The following is a 20,268-nucleotide window of genomic DNA, read 5'->3' on the forward strand; positions in this document are numbered from 1 at the left end:
TGACGGGCTGCGGCCAGGCGCCTGCGGCCGGTGTCAGGCGGCGCCGGTCTTCCCGGCCGCAGCCTCGCCGAGCCGGAGGCCCAGCAAGCGCCCGAAGGTCATCGCCGGCGTGACGCTCATCCCGCCGACGAAGGCGTGGCCGCAGGTGGAGCCGAGCCCGACGATCTCGCCCGCCGCATAGAGGTTGGGGATGGGCGCCCCGTCGCCGCCGAGAACGCGCAGCGCCCCGTCGATCCTGAGCCCGGCGAACGAGGTGATGCTCCACCCGACATGCCGCACCGCATGGAACGGCGCCGTGCCGACCGGCAGCGGGCGATGCTCGCGCCCCGTCGGATCGGGCGTGCCGTCGGCAATGCCGGCGTTGTAGGCCGCGATCGCCTGCCCCAGCGTGTCCGGATCGACCTTCATGGCCTCGGCCAGTCCGGCGAGCGTATCGGCCCGGCAATAGCCCGGCAGGCTCTCGAAGCGGTGGGCGACGGCCTCGCCGGGGATCGTGAAGAACGGCGGCGCCTGTGTGCGGATCGCTTCGTCGTACACGGCCCAGAAGGTCATGTCCGGCAATTCGAACAGGGCATGTTCGCGCGCGTCGATGCTCGAATCGTCCTCGCGCATGAAGCGCCGTCCCTTGCTGTCGACATAGACTTCCCAGGGGGCCCGGTCCTGCGGGGTGGTGCGGGTGGCGGGGGCATAGCCGCCGTTGGCTTCGGGGTCCTCGACACCGGCGAAACCGGGCAGAAACTTCTCCTGGTTGACGATCTCGCCCCCCGCTGCGACTGCCGCGAGCAGGCCGTCGCCCTGCCCGTGGCGCCAGCCGCCGCCCCACAACGGCCGGCCCGAACTGAGCTGGCTGAACAGCGGGGCGTTGGCGGTGTAGCCGCCGGTGGCGAGCACGACCGCGCCGGCCGTCACCACGACCTCCTCGCCTTCGCGCAGGATGACGGCGCCGGCGACCGCCCCCTCGCCATCGGTCGACAGGCGCAGCATCCGCGCGTTCAGCCAGGTCTCGACCCGGCCCGAACGCTCCGCATCGGCATAGGGCGGCGCGAGCACGGCAAGGACGGCCTTGCCGCCGTCTTCGGCCCAGTAGGTGCGCGCGACTTGATAGGGTTCGTGGTCCCAGGTAATCACCGGATGGCCGGGCAGCGGCGCGTAGCCCAGGTCGGTCAGCCAGTCGAAGGTCGGCCCGGCATTGTCGACCGCCAGGCGGACGATCTCTGGATTGGCCGTGCCCCTGCTGATGCGCATGACGTCGTCGTAATGCATCTGCGGCGTGTCGTGGATGCCCCTCTCCGCCTGGAGCCGCGTACCCGCGGCGCTCATCTGCCCGCTCGAGAGGTGGAACGAGCCGCCCACCTTGTCGGCGACTTCCACCACGAGAACGCGCGCGCCCTGCTGGCCGGCGAAGATCGCGGCCGGCATCCCGGCCGCGCCGGCACCGAGGATGAGGATGTCGTACTCTGGGGTCATCGCAAGTCTTCCTGCTACGGGGGGCGTCTTCGGCGCGATCTGCCCGCCCGGCGCTTGGCGACAGGGCGGGACCGCGACGGCCACGGCTCGTTCGTTCAAAAAGGCCGGCCGGCGGCAAGCCGTCGCGCCGCGCGTCCAAGATGCCTTTCTAGAGACGGGGGGCGGCCGCTTGCAACAGTCAATTTCTGTTTATGTTCGATCTGTAATCATAATTATTGGATTATCTGCGATTCGTTCGGCGCTGCCGCAGCGCACCGAAAACACCATAGATTTCGTCTATGCCCCTACCCCGGATCGGACCCCCTACCCTGCCGGAAAAGCGGTCACGCCAGACCGCCACTCTGCGCTGAAAGGCGCAGTTTTACGCCGTTCCCCACTGCTTGCCCATCGACGCGAGAACAGGTCGCTGAGCCGATTTTTGGGCGCGTGAGTGGAACAGATTATTTTTGTGTTTAACGATAAACGATCTAGTCGCGTTTGTTTTTGTATGTCATCAATCCTCAACATAGCGCCGCAGAAGCGTGGATCGAAAGTTTCTCGGGGCCACCAGGGCCCGTTTTCTCACATCAGGGGGGTTTCATGACTTGCAGGTCCTATAAGCGGATACTTCTTGCAACTTTGGCGAGCAGCGTGGCCATGCCCGCCTTCGGCACTGCCGCAATGGCTGCGGATGCCGATGCGGCGGTGGCGGACGATGCCGCCGGCCCGGCTGCACGCGGCCCCACCGACAGTCTCGGCGACATCGTCGTCACCGCCCGCAAGCGCAAGGAAAGCGCGCTCGACGTGCCTGTCGCGCTCTCGGCGCTGTCGCAGGAAGATCTCGCCAAGCTCAACGTCAAGACCATCGAGGACCTCGTCCAGGTCTCGCCCGGCGTGGTGATCAACAACGCCACGACCGGCGCCGCGCGCTCCGACCGCAGCAAGAGCGCGGTCATCATCCGCGGCATGGCACCGACCGTGGGCAACCAGACCACCTCGATCTTCGTCAACGGCGTGACCGTCGCCGACGGCGCGGTCACCGGCATCTTCGACCTCGAGCGCAGCGAAGTGCTCAAGGGCCCGCAGAGCGCCTACTTCGGCCGCCAGACCTTCGCCGGCGCGATCAACCTCATCACCGCCGCGCCGACCGACTACTGGCGCGGCTACGTCAGCGGCACGGGCGCCAGCGGCAACTACTTCGACATGAACGGCGCGATCGGCGGCCCGATCGTCGCCAACCTGCTCTCGTTCCGTGCCAGCGCCCGCTACTACACCCGCGACGGCACCTGGAAGAACGAGGCCGAACCCGGCAACACCCTTGGCGACCAGAGCACCCGCAGCGCCTCGCTCACGCTCAAGTTCACGCCCACCGAGACGCTGACGATCACCGGGTTCGTCGCCGGCGCCAACGACCACGACGGCGTCGGCCCGACCGGCGTGATCGACACGTCGCAGTCGAACTGCACCCTGCCGGCGGGCGCCACCTATTTCTGCGGGACCCTTCCGGGCCTGCTTCCCGGCAACCCCTCGGCGATGACCCAGGTGACCGCCGGCATCCAGGACATGCAGGAGAACTACACCTCGCTGCTGCCGCAAAGCCAGACGGCGCACACCTTCGGGCTGAAGCGCATGACCCGGCACTTCCACGCCGCGGTCGACTGGGAAATGCCCGGCGGCCAGACCGTGTCGAGCCTCACCGGCTGGAACAAGAACCACTGGAGCACGCTCTACCCGCTCAACGGCCGCGCTTCGCCCTACGAGGCGGTGAACACCGGCTATCCGTTCCTGCCGATGACCGACTGGCCGATCTCGATCGAGCGCAAGCAGAACGATTTCTCGCAGGAAATTCGCATCGCCTCGGGACAGGACCAGGCGTTCCGCTGGCTCGTCGGCGGCAGCTACCTCTACCAGAAGCAGCATGAGCGCTTTGCCCAGCTCTACTACCTGACCGGCCTGTACGGCGGGGATTCAGGCATCGCCGAAAGCAAGACGGTGGGCGGCTTCCTCGGCCTGCAGTACGATGTCAGCAGCAGCCTGACCATCAACGCCGACGCCCGGTATCAGAGCGACAAGCTCATCAGCCGGGACGGCATCACCAACGAGATCGGCTACCAGAAGTCGTATTCCTCGTTCATGCCGCGCGTCAGCGTCCAGTACAAGCCGAACGCGGACACGATGGTCTACGCCACTTATTCCAAGGGCGTGAACCCGGGCCTGGGCCGCGATCCGCTGCTCTCGGTTCCCGAGGCCCAGCGGCCGGTGCTCGAAGCGATGGGCATCACCCACGGCGTCGAGCCCGAAACGCTCGACAACTTCGAAGTCGGCTTCAAGGGCAAGCTGTTCGACGGCAAGCTCGTGATCTCGGGCGATATCTACTACGATATCTGGACCGACAAGATCACCGAGACCACGCTGCTCATCCCGCAGCCGAACGCCGTGCCGCTGCAGGTGCTGCTCTATACCAACCTCGGCAAGGCGGTGCTGAAAGGCGTCGAACTCGACGCGACCGCGCAGCCGGTCGACAATCTGGTCATCCGTCTGGCCGGCGCGCTCAACGACAGCAGGATCGAATACGGCTCCTGCGCGATCTGCAAGACCCAGACCGGGTCCGACAATGCCGATGGCAACCAGCTAGGGCTGACTTCGCGCTGGAGCGCGCAAGGTTCGGTGGAGTACACGCAGCCGACCGGCTGGAAGGACTTCACCGCGTTCATCCGTCCCGACTTCTTCTACAAGTCGGGCATGTACGAGAGCGACGGCAACTACGCGAAGAGCAGGCCGCAGTTCGTGGTCAACTTCCGGGGCGGCGTGCGCTCCGACAACATGACCATCGAGGCGTTCATGACCAACGCCTTCAACAACAAGGCCTACACCAGCCTGCTGCCCGACTGGCAGCTCGACAATCCGTCGGAGAACTTCGCCCACTACAACACCGTCTACGTCGGCCTGCCGCCGCTGCGGACCTACGGACTGAAGGTGACCTACAGCTTCTGAAGCACGTCCGATCGAGTACCGCGCCCCGGTCCGCCCCTTCAGGGCAGGCCGGGGCGTCTCGTTTCGGGCTCGAGCTAATATCCAAAATAATTGGTGTTATAGAATATATAAGCAGTTTTTATTGACTTCATTCGAGCGCGTGATAACCCTTGGTCAGACCGGAGCGGCAGAGCCAGACCCCATGTCGACCTCGCCTCCGCAGTGAGCAGCCCAGGCTGCGCTTTTCTGGAAGACCGTTCGCGATGCCTTACGCATTTCTTCGATTCATGCCGCCGAAGCGCCTTGCCGGAACCCCCGGCCGATGAGCGAGGCTCCCGCCCCCGTCCGCCTGCCGGAAGACATCGACCCGATCCGGCTCGAGGTCATCAAGAACGCGCTCCTGGCGATGACCGAGGAACAGGGCGTCGCGCTCTACCGCGCCGCCTATTCCACCAACATCAAGACCCGGCGCGACTATTCGTGCTCGTTCCTCGACCGCGACCTGCGCGGCGTCGCGCAGGCGCTGGCGCAGCCTTCGCACCTGGCGGCGATGAAGTTCGCGATCCCCGCCGCGATCGAGATGTACGGCCGGGACAGGCTGCTGCCGGGTGACGGCATCCTGTCGAACATCCCGCACCTGGGCTCGACCCACCTCAACGACATCGCGCTGATCTCCCCGTTCTTCTGGGAAGGTGAACTGTTCGGGTTCTTCGTGAACTTCGCGCACCACGTCGATGTCGGCGGCGCCGCGCCCGGCAGCCTGGCGATGGGCAGCGAGATCTACCAGGAAGGCGTGGTCATCCCGCCGATCCGCTTCGTGCGCGAGGGCGAGATCGACCAGGCCTGCTTCGACCTGCTGCGCTGGAACGTGCGCTCGGGCCGCGAGGTCGGCGGCGACCTCGGCGCGCAGCTCGCCTCTAACAACGTCGGCGCCATGCGCCTCACCGAACTGCTCGAACGCCACGGCGGCGCGCAGATCACGCGCTATATCGACGCCCTGCTCGACTATACCGAGAACCGCTCGCGCCAGGCGCTGCAGCGCATTCCCGAGGGCGAGTACAGCGCGGTCAGCTATCTCGATCCCGATCCCTACAATCCCGAGCCCACCAAGGTCGCGCTCAGGCTGACCGCGCGCGAAGGGCGCGTCACCGTCGATCTCACGGGATCGGCGGACCAGTTGCCGAACTCGCTCAACGGGACCATCGGCGTCACCTTCGCGGGCGTCGCCTATGCGCTGCGCTGCCTGCTCGACGACGATATCCCGGTGAACGACGGGTTCTACCGCTCGTTCGACCTGATCGCGCCCGAGGGCACGGTCGCCAACGCGCGCTTCCCCGCGGGCGTGATCGCCGGCACCGAGATCGGGCTGCGCTGCGTCGACATGATATTCCGGGCGCTGAGCGAGGTCCTGCCCGAGGATGTCGTCGCCTGCTGCAAGGGCAGCCTGATGCAGGTCGCCTTCGGCGCCTTCGACCCGCGCCGGGGCGAGAACATCGCCTATTACGAGACGATCGGCGGCGGCGAAGGCGCACGCGCGCACCGCGACGGCCAGAGCGCGCTCCAGACGCATATCCAGAACACCGAGAACGCGCCGATCGAGGAACTCGAGGCCTCCTATCCCGTGCGCATCGCCCACTACGGCCTGAGGCCGGGCTCGGGCGGCGCGGGGGAACACGCCGGCGGCCGCGGCATCCGGCGCGACTTCCTGTTCCCGCACGGCCCCGCCCGCTTCACCATCCTCGCCGACCGCTGCCACGAAGCGCCCTGGGGTCTCGCCGGGGGCGAGGCCGGAGCGCGCGCCGAATTCGTCGTAATCCGCGACGGCGTCGCCACCGAAGTCGGCTCGCGCGTCGTGGTCGACGTCGGCAAGGGCGACATCGTCAGCATCCGCTCGCCCGGCGGGGGCGGCTTCGGGACACCGGCCGCGCGCACCGACAGCCAGCCGAACGGAGCCATCGCATGACCTCGCCGACACTTGGGCAAACCCTGGGGCACATTCCCGGCCAGCACCCCGGCCACCACCGCGTCGCCATCGACATCGGCGGCACCTTCACCGACTGCGTGGTCGTCGACGAGCGCTCGGGCCAACTCGAGGTCATCAAGGTGCCCTCGACCCCGGCCGACCCCTCGGTCGGTTTCCTGAACGCCCTCGACCGGGTCGTCGGCCAGCACGGCGTCGCGGCCTCCGACATTTCGCTCGTGATGCATGCCACGACCGTCGCCACCAATGCGATTCTCGAAGGCAAGCTGGCCCGCACCGCCTTCGTCGTCACGCGCGGCTTCGCCGACCTGCTCGACATCGCCCGCCAGATCCGCCCGCGCCTCTACGACCTCGATGCGATGAAGCCGGTGCCGCTGGTGCCGCGCGAACTGTGCTTCGAAGTGAGCGAGCGGCTCGACAGCGACGGCGCCGTGGTCGAACCGCTGTCGCTCGCGGACATCGATGCCGCGATCGAAGCCATCGCCGAGGCCGGCGTCGAGACGGTGGTCGTCTGCCTGCTCCATTCCTATCTCAACCCCCGGCACGAACTGCTCGTCGCCGAGCGCATCCGCGCAGGCCTGCCCGACCTGTTCGTTTCCGCCTCCAGCGAGGTCTGCCCGCAGATGGGCGAATATGCCCGCGCCTGCACGGCGCTGGTCAACGCCGGGCTGGTACCGCACGTCAGCGGCTATTTCCGCCGCATCTCGGCCGCGCTCGACGCGCTGGGCATCACCGCATCGCTCAACGTGATGAAGTCCGACGGCGGCCTGATGCCGGTCGAACTCGTCGTCGGGCTGCCGATGGAGATCATCGAATCCGGCCCGGCGGCAGGCGTGATCGGGGTGGCGGAACTCGCCCGCCGCCTCGACTTCCCGCGCGTCGTCTGCTTCGACATGGGCGGCACGACCGCCAAGGCCGGCCTGCTGATCGACGGCGAACCTATCCTGACCCCCAGCTTCGAGGTCGGCTCGCACGCCGTCGCCGGCGACAAGGGACGCGGCAGCGGCTATCCGATCCGCGCGCCGATGGTCGATCTCGTCGAGGTCGGCGCCGGCGGCGGCAGCATCGCCTGGATCGATTCCGGCGGCATCCTGCGCGTGGGCCCGCAAAGCGCGGGCGCCAACCCTGGCCCGGCCTGCTACGGCAAGGGCGCCACCGCGCCGACCGTCACCGATGCCAACGTCGCGCTCGGCCGGATAGACCCGGACTACTTCCTTGGCGGCGAGATCACGCTCGACCGCGCCGCCGCCTGGAAAGCCATCGACGAGACCCTTGCCCGGCCGCTCGGGATCAGCGTTCCGGCTGCCGCGCTGGGCATTCTGGAAGTCGCCAATGCCACCATGCTGAGCGCGCTGCGCATGGTCAGCGTCCAGCGCGGCTTCGATCCGCGCGGCTTCACCATGGTCTGCACCGGCGGCGCGGCCGGGCTCCAGACCGACGTGCTGATGAAGCAGCTGGGCGTGGCCGCCACGCTGCTGCCGCCCTCGCCCGGCGTCGGCACGGCGCGCGGCATGCTGTTCGCCGACGTGCGCCGCGAATTTCGCGCGACGCACTTCGCCCGCCTCGACAAGGCTGATATCGACACGGCCCAGGGCGTGATCGACGAGTTGACGACGCGCGCGCGCAGCGCCTTCGCCACCATCGCCGCGCCCGGCGCGATCGAGCTGAGCTATGCCGGCGAGGTCCGCTTCCTCGGCCAGTCGCACCAGTTCCTGATCGGCATCCCCGGGGGCCGCATCGGCGTCGGAGAGGTCGGGCAACTGGCTGCCGCCTTCCGCGCCGCGCATACGCGGATGTACGGCTTCGCCTCCGAGACCGAGCCGGTCGAACTGGTCGAGCTGGTCGTCACCGCGACCTCTCCGCTGTCCAAGCCCCGCGTCGCGCGGCTGGAGCCGGGTGACGGCGCCGGAACCCAGGCCCTCAAGGGCACCCGCGAAGTGTGGTTCGCCCCCGATGCTCCGGCCGCCACCGCGATCTACGCGCGCGCGCGGCTGGGCGCGGGCGACACGATCACGGGCCCGGCGATCGTCGAGGCGCCGGATTCGACCATCCTCGTGGGCATCGGCAGCCGCGCGCTCATCGACGAAAACGGCAACATCATCATCTCGGTGGACGACGCCGCCCCCGCCGATCCCGGCCCGCGCGTCGCGGCCGCCGCCCTCCCCGTCTCCTGATCCAACAACCGGAAGCCCAACCATGATCGAAATCGTCACGACCGACAAAGCCTTCCGCCCGCCCGCGTCGATCCCGATCTCGCAGGCGATCAAGGCCAACGGCTTCATCTTCCTGATGGGCGTGGGACCGCGCGACGCGGTGACCGCACAGATGGTCGGCACCGAGATCCGGGAGCAGACCCACCAGACGATCCGCAACGTCAAGGCGATCCTCGAGGCGGCCGGCGCCGGGCTCGAGCACGTCGTGCGCGTCACCAGCCTCATCACCGACCGCGATCAGTTCGATGGCTTCAACGCGGTGTTCGACGAATATTTCGCCGACATCCGCCCGGCGCGCTCGACTTTCGTGATCTCGGGCTTCCGTCCGGTGGACATGCTCATGGAGCTGGAAGTCACCGCCGTCGACCCCAGCTGGAAGGGCTGAGCGATGTACGAAAGTCTCAAGGGCAAGGTCGCGATCGTCACCGGCTCGGGGCGATCAAAGGGCCTTGGCGAAGCCATGGCCAAGCGCCTCGCCGCCGAGGGCGCGAAAGTCATCGTCCATGACCTGGGCCAGGCGGGCGATCGCTTCGCCCCCGCGCACGGCGTCGGCACCGCCAGCGAAGTGGAACAGCGCGTCGCCGAGATCCGCGCGGCCGGCGGCACTGCCGAAGCCTTCACTGCCGACCTGCGCAAGGAAGCCGACGTCGAGGCGCTGGTCGCCTTCGCGGTCGAGAAATTCGGCCGCCTCGACATCTTCATCAACAACGCCGGGGTGGGCTACCTGTTTGGCCCGCTGGTCGACATGGCCGAAGACGAATGGGACACCGTGCTCGACGTCAACCTGCGGGGCTGCTTCTTCGGCATGAAGCATGCCGCACGGCAGATGATAGCGCAGGGCCAGGGCGGCCGGATCATCTCGATCGCCAGCCTCGCCGGCAAATCTGCGGTGCTCTACACCAGCGCCTATACCGCCTCGAAGCACGGCCTTATCGGCCTGACCCGGACCGCCGCGCTCGAACTCGGGCCGCACGGGATAACCGTCAACGCCATCTGCCCGAACCACGTCACCACCGGGCTCGGCGCCTGGCAGAACGACTTCAGCTCGGGCGCGAAGGGCCAGTCGCTGAACGACTACATGGCGAAGATGACCGCGGGCGTCCCGCTCGGCCGCGTCGGCCTGCCGGAGGATACCGCCAAGGCGGCGGCGTTCCTGTGCTCCGACGAGGGTAGCTACATCACCGGCGAGGCGATGAACGTCTCGGGCGGCGAAGAATACCACTGATCGCGAAAGGACGCCCGATGCTCACCGAGAAGAACATCAGCCAGGCCCTGGCCAGCAAGGCCATCGCGGCGGCGGCCGAGGCCTGCGCCGCCCGGGGCAAGGCCGCCATATTCACCGTGCTGGACCGCCGCGGCGAACTGGTCGCATTCCTGCGGCAGGACGGCGCCAACTTCGCATCGCTCCGGGTCTCGCAGAACAAGGCCTACACAGCGGCGCGCCTCGGCATACCCTCGCGCGCGATCGGCGACGCCTCGCGCGCGCAGGGTGACGAGCTGGCGAACTTCGGCGACCCGCGCTTCACTTACTGGCCCGGCGGCCTGCCGATCCTCTTCGACGGCGAATGCGTCGGCGCGATCGGCATCAGCGGGCTCACCAACGACGAGGACGAGGATCTCGCCCGGATCGCCCTGGCGGCGATCGGCTGCGCCTGACCCTTCCTAATTCGACTATCCGCGGGCCGACCGAGACCCGCGCAACCGGAGGCTACTATGGATATTGGCGTGTTCATCCCCATCGGGAGCAACGGCTGGCTGATCTCGACGACCTCGCCCCAGTACCGTCCGAGCTGGGAGCTCAACCGCGACGTCGTGGTCAAGGCCGAAAAGTACGGCTTGGACTTCGCGCTCTCGATGACCAAGCTGCGCGGGTTCGGCGGCAAGAGCGAGTTCTGGGATCACGCCATGGACTCGTTCACGCTCATGGCGGGCTTGGCGGCGGTCACCAGCAGGATCAAGCTGTTCGCATCGACGGCGGTGCTGACCCTGGCGCCGGCCATCGTCGCGCGCATGGCGGCGACGATCGACGACATCTCGGGCGGCCGCTTCGGGGTCAACATCGTCTCCGGCTGGCAGCAGGCCGAGTTCGCGCAGATGGGCCTGTGGCCCGGCGAGGCGCACTTCGCCAAGCGCTACGAATACTGCGCCGAATACGTGCAGGTGATGAACGACCTGTGGGCTGAGGGCACCTGCGATCTCGACGGTGAGTTCTTCACCATGACGGACTGCAAGCTGAGCCCACGCCCCTCCTCCAAGATCGAAATCGTCTGCGCCGGGCAGAGCGGCGGCGGCATGGCGTTCGCGGCGCAGTACGGCGACTACAACTTCTGCATGGCCTCGGGCGTCAACACGCCCACGGCGAACTCCGCCAGTGTCGCCCGCCTTGCCGAAGCCGCCGCGAAGACCGGCCGCGACGTCGGCGCCTACGTATTGTTCATGGTCATCGCCGACGAGACCGACGAGGCGGCGATGGCCAAGTGGAAGCTCTACAACGAAGGCGCCGACCCCGACGCCCTCTCGTGGATGTTCGAACAGGCCGGGGCCGACAAGAACGCCGATTCCGGTTCGACCGCCGCGACGCTCCAGATTCCGGAAGGCGCGGTCAACACCAACATGGGCACGCTGGTCGGTTCCTACGAAAGCGTCGCGCGGATGCTGGACGAGGCCGCGCAGGTCGCCGGCGTCAAGGGCATCATGCTCTGCTTCGATGACTACACCACCGCGATCGACGCCTTCGGGCAGCGCATCCAGCCGTTGATGAAGTGCCGCGAGCACATGGTCGCGGCCTGATCCGCAGCGTCAAGGCATAACCGGCGAGAGCGAGCATGACGATGAGGGAGAGTGCCTATCTGGCGCGCCGGTTCACGCCGGCGGTCGAGCGGGCGATCGCCGAGAGGTTCACGGTGGTGCGCCATGACGGCGATTCCCCGGTCCCGGCCGAAGTGCTGGCGCGGGAGGCGGCGGGCTGCGCGCACCTGTTCGTCTCCACCACCGAGTGCGTGACCGCGCAGGTCATCGCCGCACTCTCGCCGTCGCTGAAGACGATCGCCACGCTCTCCGTCGGGTACGACCATATCGACCTCGCCGCCGCCCGGGCACACGGGATCGCCGTGCTGGTGACCCCCGACGTCCTCAGCGACGCCTGCGCCGAACTCGGGATGCTGCTGATCCTGGCGGCGACGCGCCGCGCGCACGAAGCCGACACGCTGGTCCGCTCGGGCGCATGGAGCGGCTTCGCGCCGACGCTCCTGCTGGGACGCGGCCTGGTCGGGCGCAGGCTCGGCATACTCGGCATGGGGCGGATCGGACGCGGCGTGGCGGCGCGGGCGCGCGCCTTCGGCATGACCTGCCATTACCACAACCGCTCGCGCCTGACCGCCGACCTGGAACAGGGCGCGGTCTACCATGCCGCCGCCGAAGCGCTGCTCGCCCGGAGCGACGTCCTGTGCATCTGCGTGCCGGGCGGCCGCGAACTCGACCGCTTTCTCGACGCGGCGCGGATCGCGCTGCTGCCCGCGCAGGCGATCGTCGTCAATTTGTCGCGCGGGGACGTGGTGGACGACGAGGCGCTGGTCGAAGCGCTCACCAGCGGCCGCGTCTTCGCCGCCGGCCTCGACGTGTTCCGCGGCGAACCGGCGATCGACCCGCGCTACGCGGCCCTGCCCAACGTCTTCCTCACGCCGCACATCGGCAGCGCCACGATCGAGACGCGCGATGCCATGGGCATGCTGCTGATCGACGGCATCGACGCCCTCGCGCGCGGGGAAACCCCTTCCAACCAACTTTGCTGAGGTCCCACATGACGGTTTCCGAACTCGAAAACCCGGCCGCCGAAGCGGCGCGTGCGCTGGGCCTCGCTGATCCCGACCTGCTGCGCCAGGCATGCCTTGTCGGCGGCGAATGGATCGCGCCGGACGCGCCGGGCATCGCCGTCGTCTCCCCCGCCGACGGTCGCACGCTGGCGACCGTCCCGAACCTCGGCCGCGAAGACGTGCAGCGCGCCATCGCCGCCGCCAGGGCCGCGCTGGAGGATTGGCGCACGCGCACCGCGCGCGAGCGTTCGACCCTGCTGCGCCGCTGGTTCGACCTGACGATGGCCGTCCAGGCCGATCTCGCCCGCCTGCTCACGCTCGAACAGGGCAAGCCATTGACCGAGGCCATGGGCGAGATCGCCTACGGCGCCTCCTTCCTCGAATGGTTTTCCGAGGAGGCACGGCGCGCCTATGGCGATATCATCCCCTCCAACAAGCCGAACCAGCGGCTCGTCGTCGTCAAGGAGCCGATCGGCGTCGTCGCGGCGATCACGCCCTGGAACTTCCCCAACGCCATGATAACCCGCAAGGCGGGCGCGGCGCTGGCGGCGGGCTGCACGATCGTCATCAAGCCTGCCTCCGCGACGCCGCTTTCGGCGCTGGCGCTGGCGCGGCTTGCAGAGCGGGCCGGCATTCCCGCCGGCGTGGTGAACGTCGTCACTGGCTCGGCGCGCGTGATCGGCCTCGAGCTGACCACCAACCCCGACGTGCGCAAGATCAGCTTCACCGGATCGACCGAAGTCGGCCGCGTGCTGCTGGAGCAGAGCGCCTCGACGATCAAGAAGGTCTCGATGGAGCTGGGCGGCAACGCGCCTTTCATCGTGTTCGACGATGCCGACCTTGCCGCGGCCGTCGACGGCGTGATCGCCTCCAAGTTCCGCAACGCCGGCCAGACCTGCGTCTGCGCCAATCGCATCTACGTTCAGGACGGCATCTATGAAGCCTTCGCCGCTCGGCTGGTCGAGGCCGTGCGCGCCCTGCCGATCGGCGACGGCCTGGAGCCCGGCGTCGCCATCGGCCCGCTGATCGACGAGACGGCGGTGGCCAAGGTCGAGGAACATATCATCGACGCCCTAGCGCAGGGCGCCGGCATCGCGCTGGGCGGATCGCGCCACGCGCTCGGCGGCAACTTCTTCGAGCCGACCATCCTGACCGAAGTCGTCGCAGACACCCTGCTGATGAACGAAGAGACCTTCGGCCCCGTCGCGCCGCTGATCCGCTTCGCCAGCGAGGACGAAGTGATCGCCCGCGCCAACGACACCGAGTTCGGGCTCGCGTCCTACTTCTACACGCGCGACCTCGCCCGTGCCTGGCGGGTCGCGGGCCGGCTCGAGTACGGCATGGTCGGCGTCAACGAAGGCCTGATATCGACCGAAGTCGCCCCGTTCGGCGGCATCAAGCAGTCGGGTCTCGGCCGGGAAGGCTCTCTCTACGGGATCGAGGATTACCTGGAGACCAAATTCCTCTGCATGGGCAATCTGGCCTGACAACCAAAGGACATAGCATGGATTTTTCGGGCAAGACCGTCGTCGTCACCGGCGCTGGAGGCGGCTTCGGTGAGGGTATCGCGCAGCGCTTCGCCGGGTTCGGCGCCAATGTGGTGGCCGCCGACATGCGGGAGGATGCCGTTGCTGCCGTGGCGCGCGCCATCGGTTCCAACGCCATTGCCGTCGCCGCCGACATCACGCAGACTGCCGATGTCGCCGCCGTTGCCAGGGCGGCGGTGGAACGTTTCGGCGGGGTGGACATCGTCATCAACAATGCCGGCATCACCCACAAGAACAGCCCGATGCTCGATATCGACGAGGCAATGTTCGACCGGGTCTTCGCGGTCAACGTCAAGAGCATCTACCTCTCGGCCGTCCATTTCGTGCCGCTGATGCGTGCCCGCGGCGGCGGCGCCTTCGTCAACATCGCCTCGACCGCCGGCCTGCGCCCGCGTCCGGGCCTGACCTGGTACAACGGCTCGAAGGGGGCGGCGATCACGCTGACCAAGTCGATGGCGGTGGAACTCGCGCCGGAAGGCATCCGCGTCAATGCGATCAACCCGGTCATGGGCGCGACCGGCATGCTACAGAACCTGCTGCCGGGCGAGGACAGCGAAGAAGTCCGCGCCCGCATCATCGCCACGATCCCGCTCGGCCGCTTCAGCCTGCCGCGCGACATCGCCAATGCGGCGACATTCCTGGCCTCGCCGGAATCCGACCTCATCACCGGCGCCTGCCTGGAAGTCGACGGCGGGCGCTGCATATGAGCGCGCGCGCCTATTCGATCGCGGTCATCCCGGGCGACGGCATCGGGCGCGAGGTCGTGCCGGAAGGCCTGGGCGTCCTCGACGCCGCCGCCGCGCGCTTCGGTTTCCAGCTCTACTACACGCACTTCGACTGGAGCTGCGAGACCTATCACCGCACCGGGCGCATGATGCCGGAGGACGGCATCGCGCAGCTGGCGCCGCATGACGCGATCTTCCTGGGCGCGGTGGGCTATCCCGGCGTGCCCGATCACGTTTCGCTGTGGGGGCTGCTGATCCCGATCCGGCGCGAGTTCGAGCAGTACGTCAACCTGCGGCCGGTGCGGCTCCTGCCCGGCGTGGTCTCGCCGCTGCGCGACGTCGAGCCGGGCGACATCGACTTCTGGGTAGTGCGCGAGAATTCCGAAGGCGAGTATTCGCAGCTCGGCGGTCGCCACGCCGAAGGCACCGACGAGGAATACGTCACGCAGGAAGCCGTCTTCACCCGGCGCGGCACCGATCGCATCCTGCGCTATGCCTTCGAACTGGCCCGCAGCCTCGGCCGAACCCATGTGACCTCGGCGACCAAGTCCAACGGCATCTACCATTCGATGCCGTTCTGGGACGAGCGCTTCGCCCTGATCGCCGCCGACTATCCCGAGATCGACGCCGACCAGTACCATATCGACATCCTCGCCGCGCGCTTCGTGATGAGCCCCCAGCGCTTCTCGGTGGTGGTCGGATCGAACCTGTTCGGCGACATCCTGAGCGACCTGGGCCCCGGCATCACCGGCACCATCGCGATGGCGCCGTCGGCGAACATCAATCCCGAGCGCAAGTGGCCCTCGATGTTCGAACCGGTCCACGGCTCTGCCCCCGACATCGCCGGCCGGGGCATCGCCAATCCGATCGGCCAGATCTGGTCGGCGGCGATGATGCTCGATCATCTCGGCGAAGCGCAGGCGGCCGCGGCCGTGCTCGGTGCGCTGGAGACGGTCCTGGGCCGCAGCGATGCTCCGCGCACGCCGGACCTTGGCGGCAGCGCATCGACGGCGCAGCTCGGAGCCGCGATCGCCGCACTGGTCACGGGCTGACGCTTTACCGAAGGTGTCCGCCCGGCAGGACGGATCGCCCGGATCGCGCCGCGCTATTGCAGCGGCGCGATCCGGGGATCGTAGTTGTAGATTTCCCAGTCATGCAGCGGCTCGGTGATGACGTCGAGGACGTTGCCGCCCATGAACACGCCGCCCAGCCGGCGGGATTCGAGGACGGCGAAGCCCGCGCGCTCCACCCGCGCGCGCTCGTAGACGGCGAGGGCTTCGACCGGATCGCCAACCGCGGTCAGCGCGCGGCCGAGCACGACGCCGTCTTCCATCGCGATCGCCGCGCCGATCCCGTAGTACGGCAGCATCGGATGCGCGGCATCGCCCAGCAGAGCGACCCGGCCATCGACCCACTCGGCGATGGGATCACGGTCGAGCAGCGGCCACTTGAACAGCGTGCCTTCGGGAATGCAGTGGATCAGGTCGATCAGATCGCGGTGCCAGCCCTGCAACTGCTCGGCGAGTTCGTGGTTGGTGGAGGGTGTCGACCAGCCGTCGCGCGCGTGCACATCGGTCTTGATGAGGGCGACGCAGTTCAGCATCGACCCCTGCCGCACCAGGTAGTGCATGAAGTGGGCGGTCGGACCGAAGTGGGTCGCGATCTTCATGCCACCGAGGAGATCGCTGACGAGGTCGACCGGCGTCAGCGCTCGCCATGCGACGGCGCCGGTGTGATTGGGCTCCTTGTCGCCGTGCAGGATGGCGCGGATGCGCGACCGCAGGCCGTCGGCCCCGATCAGGATCGCCCCGGCAATCTCGCGCCCGTCGGCGAGGCGAACCACCACGCCGTTCGCGTCCTGGGTGAAATCGTCGACCCTGGCGTCGGTCAGGATGTCCACGCCCGCGCGCTGGCAACCTTCGAGAAGCAGGCGGTGCATGTCGGCACGGTGCGTTACGCGGGGAACGAAAAACTCCGGTGCGCCGTCTTCCCTGGCATCGGGAACGGGCACCACGCGGGTGTAGAACACCTCGCCGGACGAATAGTGGATGAGCGGCGTCTCGCCGACGGCATCGCTCATCGCCAGCGTTTCAGCCTCGAGGCCAAGCGCGTCCATCGCCGCGATCCCGGGAGCCGTAATGGTAAGTCCCGCCCCTGCCGTGCTGAGAAAATGCGGTGCCCGCTCGAGCACGGTCACGGAATAGCCGGCACGGCGTGCGGCGAGCGCGGCGCTCAAGCCGCCCAGGCCTGCTCCGGCAATGAGGATGCGATCAGTCATGCGAATTCCTTGAAGGCAGCGCGGCATTTGTTGGCGGGAACCTCGCCGAAGCCTGTTCCCGCGTTTCTCCGGGGGGCGTCGAACGAGTCCCCGAACGGGCGCGACGCGCCGTTCAGAAAATGCATCTTGATCCCTTCCGGAAATTGGATTGCCCTCGAATAACACCGGCCTAGATTGTCTTTTTGAAAAAATAAACAAAAAAATGTTGCAGATCGGCGGGGCCCAATTTAGGCAGGGATGGCGGCTGGATCGGGCTTCGACACGCATTGCGGCGCTTGGCTTTCAGCCATTCCGGCAAACGCGCGTGCCTGGGCGCCCCGCCTCAATTCGGAGAACAGCTTATGCCCGTGCCCCTGCAACATGGCCTCAAGTTCGACCACGCCCGGGATTCGCAGGCGCGCCAGGATTTCGTGATCGGCCTGCGCCGGTATGTGCTGAACGATCTTGCCGCAGCGATGCGCCGCCGCTTCGACGACCAGGTCGCGCCGGCGTTCGAACGGCGCAGCGGCCGGCCCTTCGCCCACCAGGACGAGATTCACGAGGCGATGACCGGCAACACCACGTTCAAGTTCTACAGCGCCGCGCGCTACAATGCACAGGAGATGTCCTGGCGCTCGGTCATTCCCGAAGTCGCGGCGCATCTTGGCGAGCTGGAAGCCAGGGCCGATGCGCTGGACGGCGGCACGGGCGGCAGCCTGGAGCTGGACCCCTCGCTCGAACTGCCCCGCAACGTCAGCGAACTCGATGTCCACCTAATGCCCGGCGGATACGAATCGCAGCACCCGCTGCTCGCCGGTGCGGTCTACGACAACGGCCTCACCGTCTTCAGCGCCGGCCTGTTCGGGCCGCACATCGACGACATCGGCCAGTCGTTCTCGCATTACGTGAAGGACCGCTTCCCCGATTTCGAGCCGCGCGCCATCGTCGACTGCGGCTGCACGGTCGGCCACAATTCAGTCCCGTGGAAACAGACGTTCCCGCAGGCCGAAGTGCACGGCATCGACGTCGCCGCGGCTTCGGTGAGCTATGCCCACGCGCGGGCGGAAAGCATGGGCGTGCCGGTCCACTTCCACCAGATGGACGCGACCGGGATGCAATTCGCGGACGAGAGCATGGACCTGATCGTTTCCGCGCAGTTCCTCCACGAACTCTCGATCAAGGACACGCGCAAGTATCTCGCGGAATGCCACCGGGTGCTGCGTCCGGGCGGCATGGTCATCACGATGGAACTGGCGCCGGCTCGCTACATGGCGGCTTACGACTGCTTCTATCTGGACTGGGACTCCTACTACAACCGCGAGCCGTTCTACCGTGCGTTCCGCAATGCCGACGCGGCGGAACTGGGCGCGGGCGCCGGGTTCGACCGGGACAGGTACTTCGAGTTCATGGTCCCGCAGTACACCAAAACCGATCCCGAGGCGTTCCGCCGGCAGGTCTTCGAGCCGGTATCGTTCGACAGCTATTCGGGACAGCTGCGCGATTCCATCAGCTACTTCGGGTTTGGACTGGTCAAGTGAGCGGGATCGACAAGAGCATGAATGCAGAAGCACTGGGCCTCCTGAAGCGCCAGGCGGCGCGCCGGCCCGAATTCTTCGACGAGCGCGGGATGGACCAGCTTTTCAGTGTCGTGATCGAGCTGGCGGCCGAAGTCTGGGTGCTGCGTGAGCGCCTCTACGCGCACGAGGCGGTCTCCCTCGAAGCAGGTGTGCCGGTCGGCAGGAAGATCGAGGCGTGGCAGGCCTCGGAGGAACAGCGCCAGGAGCTCGCCGAAATGCGGCACCAGATGTTCCAGAGCCTGTTCCGCACGATCGACACGGGCGCACCGCCGGTATCCGATGACGGCGAGACCGCCGATCCGACGCCTCCCGGAACACGACCTAAGTAGCAGTTGCGGCCCGATGAACTCGCCCGCATGGACGTGCGGACGAGGAACGATGGAGTGGATGAAATGGCAAACTGGCTCAAGCGCGGCGCGACCGCGGAAGCGAAATCCGACCGCGACCGGCAAGTGCGCGACACGGTGGAAGGCATCCTCGCCGACATCGAGGCCCGCGGCGACGCGGCGGTGCGCGACCTGTCCATCCGCTTCGACAAGTGGGACCGCGACAGCTACCGTCTGACCGAAGCCGAGATCCAGGCCTGCATCGACACCTTGTCGCCCCAGGACGTAAAGGACATCGAGTTCGCCCAGGCGCAGGTCCGCAATTTCGCGCAGATCCAGCGCGATTCGATGAAGGACGTCGAAGTCGAGACGCTCCCCGGCGTCGTGCTTGGCCACAAGAACCTGCCCCTGAACGCCGCCGGCTGCTATGTGCCGGGCGGCAAGTATCCGCTGCTCGCCTCGGCGCACATGTCGGTCATCACCGCCAAGGTGGCGGGGGTACGCCGCGTCGTCACCTGCGCGCCGCCGTTCCAGGGTAAGCCCGCGCCAGCGATCGTGGCGGCGCAGGCGATGGCCGGTGCGGACGAGATCTATTGCCTGGGCGGCATCCAGGCGGTCGCCGCCATGGGCCTCGGCACACAGTCCATCGCGCCGGTCGACATCCTCGTCGGCCCCGGCAACGCCTTCGTCGCCGAGGCCAAGCGCCAGCTCTTCGGCCGCGTCGGCATCGACCTGTTCGCCGGTCCTACCGAAACGCTGGTGATCGCCGACGAGATCGGCTGCGACGGCGAGCTGGCCGCGACCGACCTGCTCGGCCAGGCAGAACATGGGCCCGATAGCCCGGCCGTTCTGCTGACCACGTCGGAGAAGCTGGCGCACGAGACCATGCGGTGGGTCGAAAGGCTGCTCGACGTGCTTCCCACCGCCGAACATGCGCGCAAGGCCTGGGAAACCTACGGCGAGGTGATCGTCGCGCAGGACGATGCCGAGATGGTGCGCATCGCCGACGAAATAGCGTCCGAACACGTCCAGGTGATGACCCGCGATCCGGACTATTTCCTGCAGCACATGACCAATTACGGCGCCCTGTTCCTCGGCGCGCGGACCAATGTCAGCTTCGGCGACAAGGTGATCGGCACCAACCACACTTTGCCGACCAAGAAGGCCTCGCGCTATACCGGCGGGCTCTGGGTGGGCAAGTTCATCAAGACCTGCACCTATCAGAAGATCCTGACCGACGAGGCGTCCGCATTGATCGGCGAATACTGTTCGCGCCTTTGCGGGCTCGAAGGCTTCGCCGGCCACGGCGAACAGGCCAACATCCGCGTACGCCGTTATGGCCACCGCGAGGTGCCCTATGCCGGAACCGCCGAACCGAGCCCCGCCACGGCGGTGTAGTCACCCCGTTTCT

Annotated in this window: 16 protein-coding genes; 14 read left to right on the forward strand and 2 right to left on the reverse strand. The window is 67.5% G+C overall.

What is annotated here, in order from left to right:
- Positions 1 to 33: 33 nt before the first annotated feature.
- Positions 34 to 1,467 carry an FAD-dependent oxidoreductase gene (locus tag AC07M9_RS17325; protein WP_494885391.1) on the reverse strand — a complete coding sequence of 478 codons (1,434 nt, stop codon included), beginning with the start codon at positions 1,465 to 1,467 and terminating at the stop codon, positions 34 to 36.
- Between the two features lie 636 nt (positions 1,468 to 2,103).
- On the opposite strand from AC07M9_RS17325, the gene AC07M9_RS17330 reads away from it, so the two are divergent.
- The 11 genes from AC07M9_RS17330 to AC07M9_RS17380 all read left to right on the forward strand — a co-directional run bounded on the left by AC07M9_RS17330 (position 2,104) and on the right by AC07M9_RS17380 (position 15,749).
- Complete coding sequence (locus AC07M9_RS17330; protein WP_494885476.1) at positions 2,104 to 4,440, forward strand: TonB-dependent receptor; 2,337 nt, start codon at positions 2,104 to 2,106, stop codon at positions 4,438 to 4,440.
- A gap of 301 nt (positions 4,441 to 4,741) precedes the next feature.
- The gene (locus AC07M9_RS17335) at positions 4,742 to 6,382 is read left to right on the forward strand and encodes a hydantoinase B/oxoprolinase family protein (protein WP_494885393.1); all 1,641 of its coding nucleotides are present in this window, start codon (positions 4,742 to 4,744) and stop codon (positions 6,380 to 6,382) included.
- Positions 6,379 to 8,574 (forward strand): hydantoinase/oxoprolinase family protein, encoded by a 2,196-nt coding sequence (locus tag AC07M9_RS17340; protein ID WP_494885395.1) that lies wholly within the window; start codon positions 6,379 to 6,381, stop codon positions 8,572 to 8,574. Before AC07M9_RS17335 ends, AC07M9_RS17340 begins: the two co-directional genes overlap by 4 nt.
- Before the next feature lie 22 nt (positions 8,575 to 8,596).
- The gene (locus tag AC07M9_RS17345) at positions 8,597 to 8,998 is read left to right on the forward strand and encodes a RidA family protein (protein WP_494885397.1); all 402 of its coding nucleotides are present in this window, start codon (positions 8,597 to 8,599) and stop codon (positions 8,996 to 8,998) included.
- Between the two features lie 3 nt (positions 8,999 to 9,001).
- Complete coding sequence (locus AC07M9_RS17350) at positions 9,002 to 9,838, forward strand: SDR family NAD(P)-dependent oxidoreductase (RefSeq protein ID WP_494885399.1); 837 nt, start codon at positions 9,002 to 9,004, stop codon at positions 9,836 to 9,838.
- A gap of 17 nt (positions 9,839 to 9,855) precedes the next feature.
- Positions 9,856 to 10,269, forward strand: a complete 414-nt coding sequence (locus tag AC07M9_RS17355) for a GlcG/HbpS family heme-binding protein (protein WP_494885401.1) — start codon at positions 9,856 to 9,858, stop codon at positions 10,267 to 10,269.
- A 69-nt stretch (positions 10,270 to 10,338) separates the two neighbouring features.
- Positions 10,339 to 11,403: a pyrimidine utilization protein A gene (gene rutA, locus AC07M9_RS17360; RefSeq protein WP_494885403.1), complete on the forward strand. Its 1,065-nt coding sequence runs from the start codon at positions 10,339 to 10,341 to the stop codon at positions 11,401 to 11,403.
- A gap of 35 nt (positions 11,404 to 11,438) precedes the next feature.
- On the forward strand, positions 11,439 to 12,404 hold the full coding sequence (locus AC07M9_RS17365; RefSeq protein ID WP_494885405.1) for a 2-hydroxyacid dehydrogenase: 966 nt from the start codon (positions 11,439 to 11,441) through the stop codon (positions 12,402 to 12,404).
- A gap of 8 nt (positions 12,405 to 12,412) precedes the next feature.
- Positions 12,413 to 13,912, forward strand: coding sequence for an NAD-dependent succinate-semialdehyde dehydrogenase (locus AC07M9_RS17370; protein WP_494885407.1), 1,500 nt, complete (start codon positions 12,413 to 12,415; stop codon positions 13,910 to 13,912).
- 17 nt (positions 13,913 to 13,929) lie between these two features.
- Positions 13,930 to 14,679, forward strand: coding sequence for an SDR family oxidoreductase (locus AC07M9_RS17375; RefSeq protein WP_494885408.1), 750 nt, complete (start codon positions 13,930 to 13,932; stop codon positions 14,677 to 14,679).
- Positions 14,676 to 15,749 carry a tartrate dehydrogenase gene (locus AC07M9_RS17380; protein ID WP_494885409.1) on the forward strand — a complete coding sequence of 358 codons (1,074 nt, stop codon included), beginning with the start codon at positions 14,676 to 14,678 and terminating at the stop codon, positions 15,747 to 15,749. Before AC07M9_RS17375 ends, AC07M9_RS17380 begins: the two co-directional genes overlap by 4 nt.
- A gap of 53 nt (positions 15,750 to 15,802) precedes the next feature.
- Here the strand turns inward: AC07M9_RS17380 and AC07M9_RS17385 are convergent, their stop codons facing one another.
- Positions 15,803 to 16,975, reverse strand: a complete 1,173-nt coding sequence (locus AC07M9_RS17385) for an FAD-dependent monooxygenase (protein ID WP_494885410.1) — start codon at positions 16,973 to 16,975, stop codon at positions 15,803 to 15,805.
- A gap of 341 nt (positions 16,976 to 17,316) precedes the next feature.
- On the opposite strand from AC07M9_RS17385, the gene AC07M9_RS17390 reads away from it, so the two are divergent.
- The 3 genes from AC07M9_RS17390 (at position 17,317) to hisD (ending at position 20,255) form a co-directional block, all read left to right on the forward strand.
- Positions 17,317 to 18,492, forward strand: coding sequence for a class I SAM-dependent methyltransferase (locus tag AC07M9_RS17390; protein WP_494885411.1), 1,176 nt, complete (start codon positions 17,317 to 17,319; stop codon positions 18,490 to 18,492).
- Entirely contained in the window at positions 18,489 to 18,860 is a 372-nt protein-coding gene (locus AC07M9_RS17395; RefSeq protein WP_494885412.1) for a hypothetical protein, read from the forward strand. The genes AC07M9_RS17390 and AC07M9_RS17395 overlap by 4 nt, the downstream gene beginning before the upstream one ends.
- Before the next feature lie 63 nt (positions 18,861 to 18,923).
- Positions 18,924 to 20,255, forward strand: coding sequence for a histidinol dehydrogenase (gene hisD / locus AC07M9_RS17400; protein ID WP_494885478.1), 1,332 nt, complete (start codon positions 18,924 to 18,926; stop codon positions 20,253 to 20,255).
- Positions 20,256 to 20,268 lie beyond the last annotated feature (13 nt).

It is taken from the genome of Novosphingobium sp. GW821-FHT09E05 (assembly GCF_059416165.1).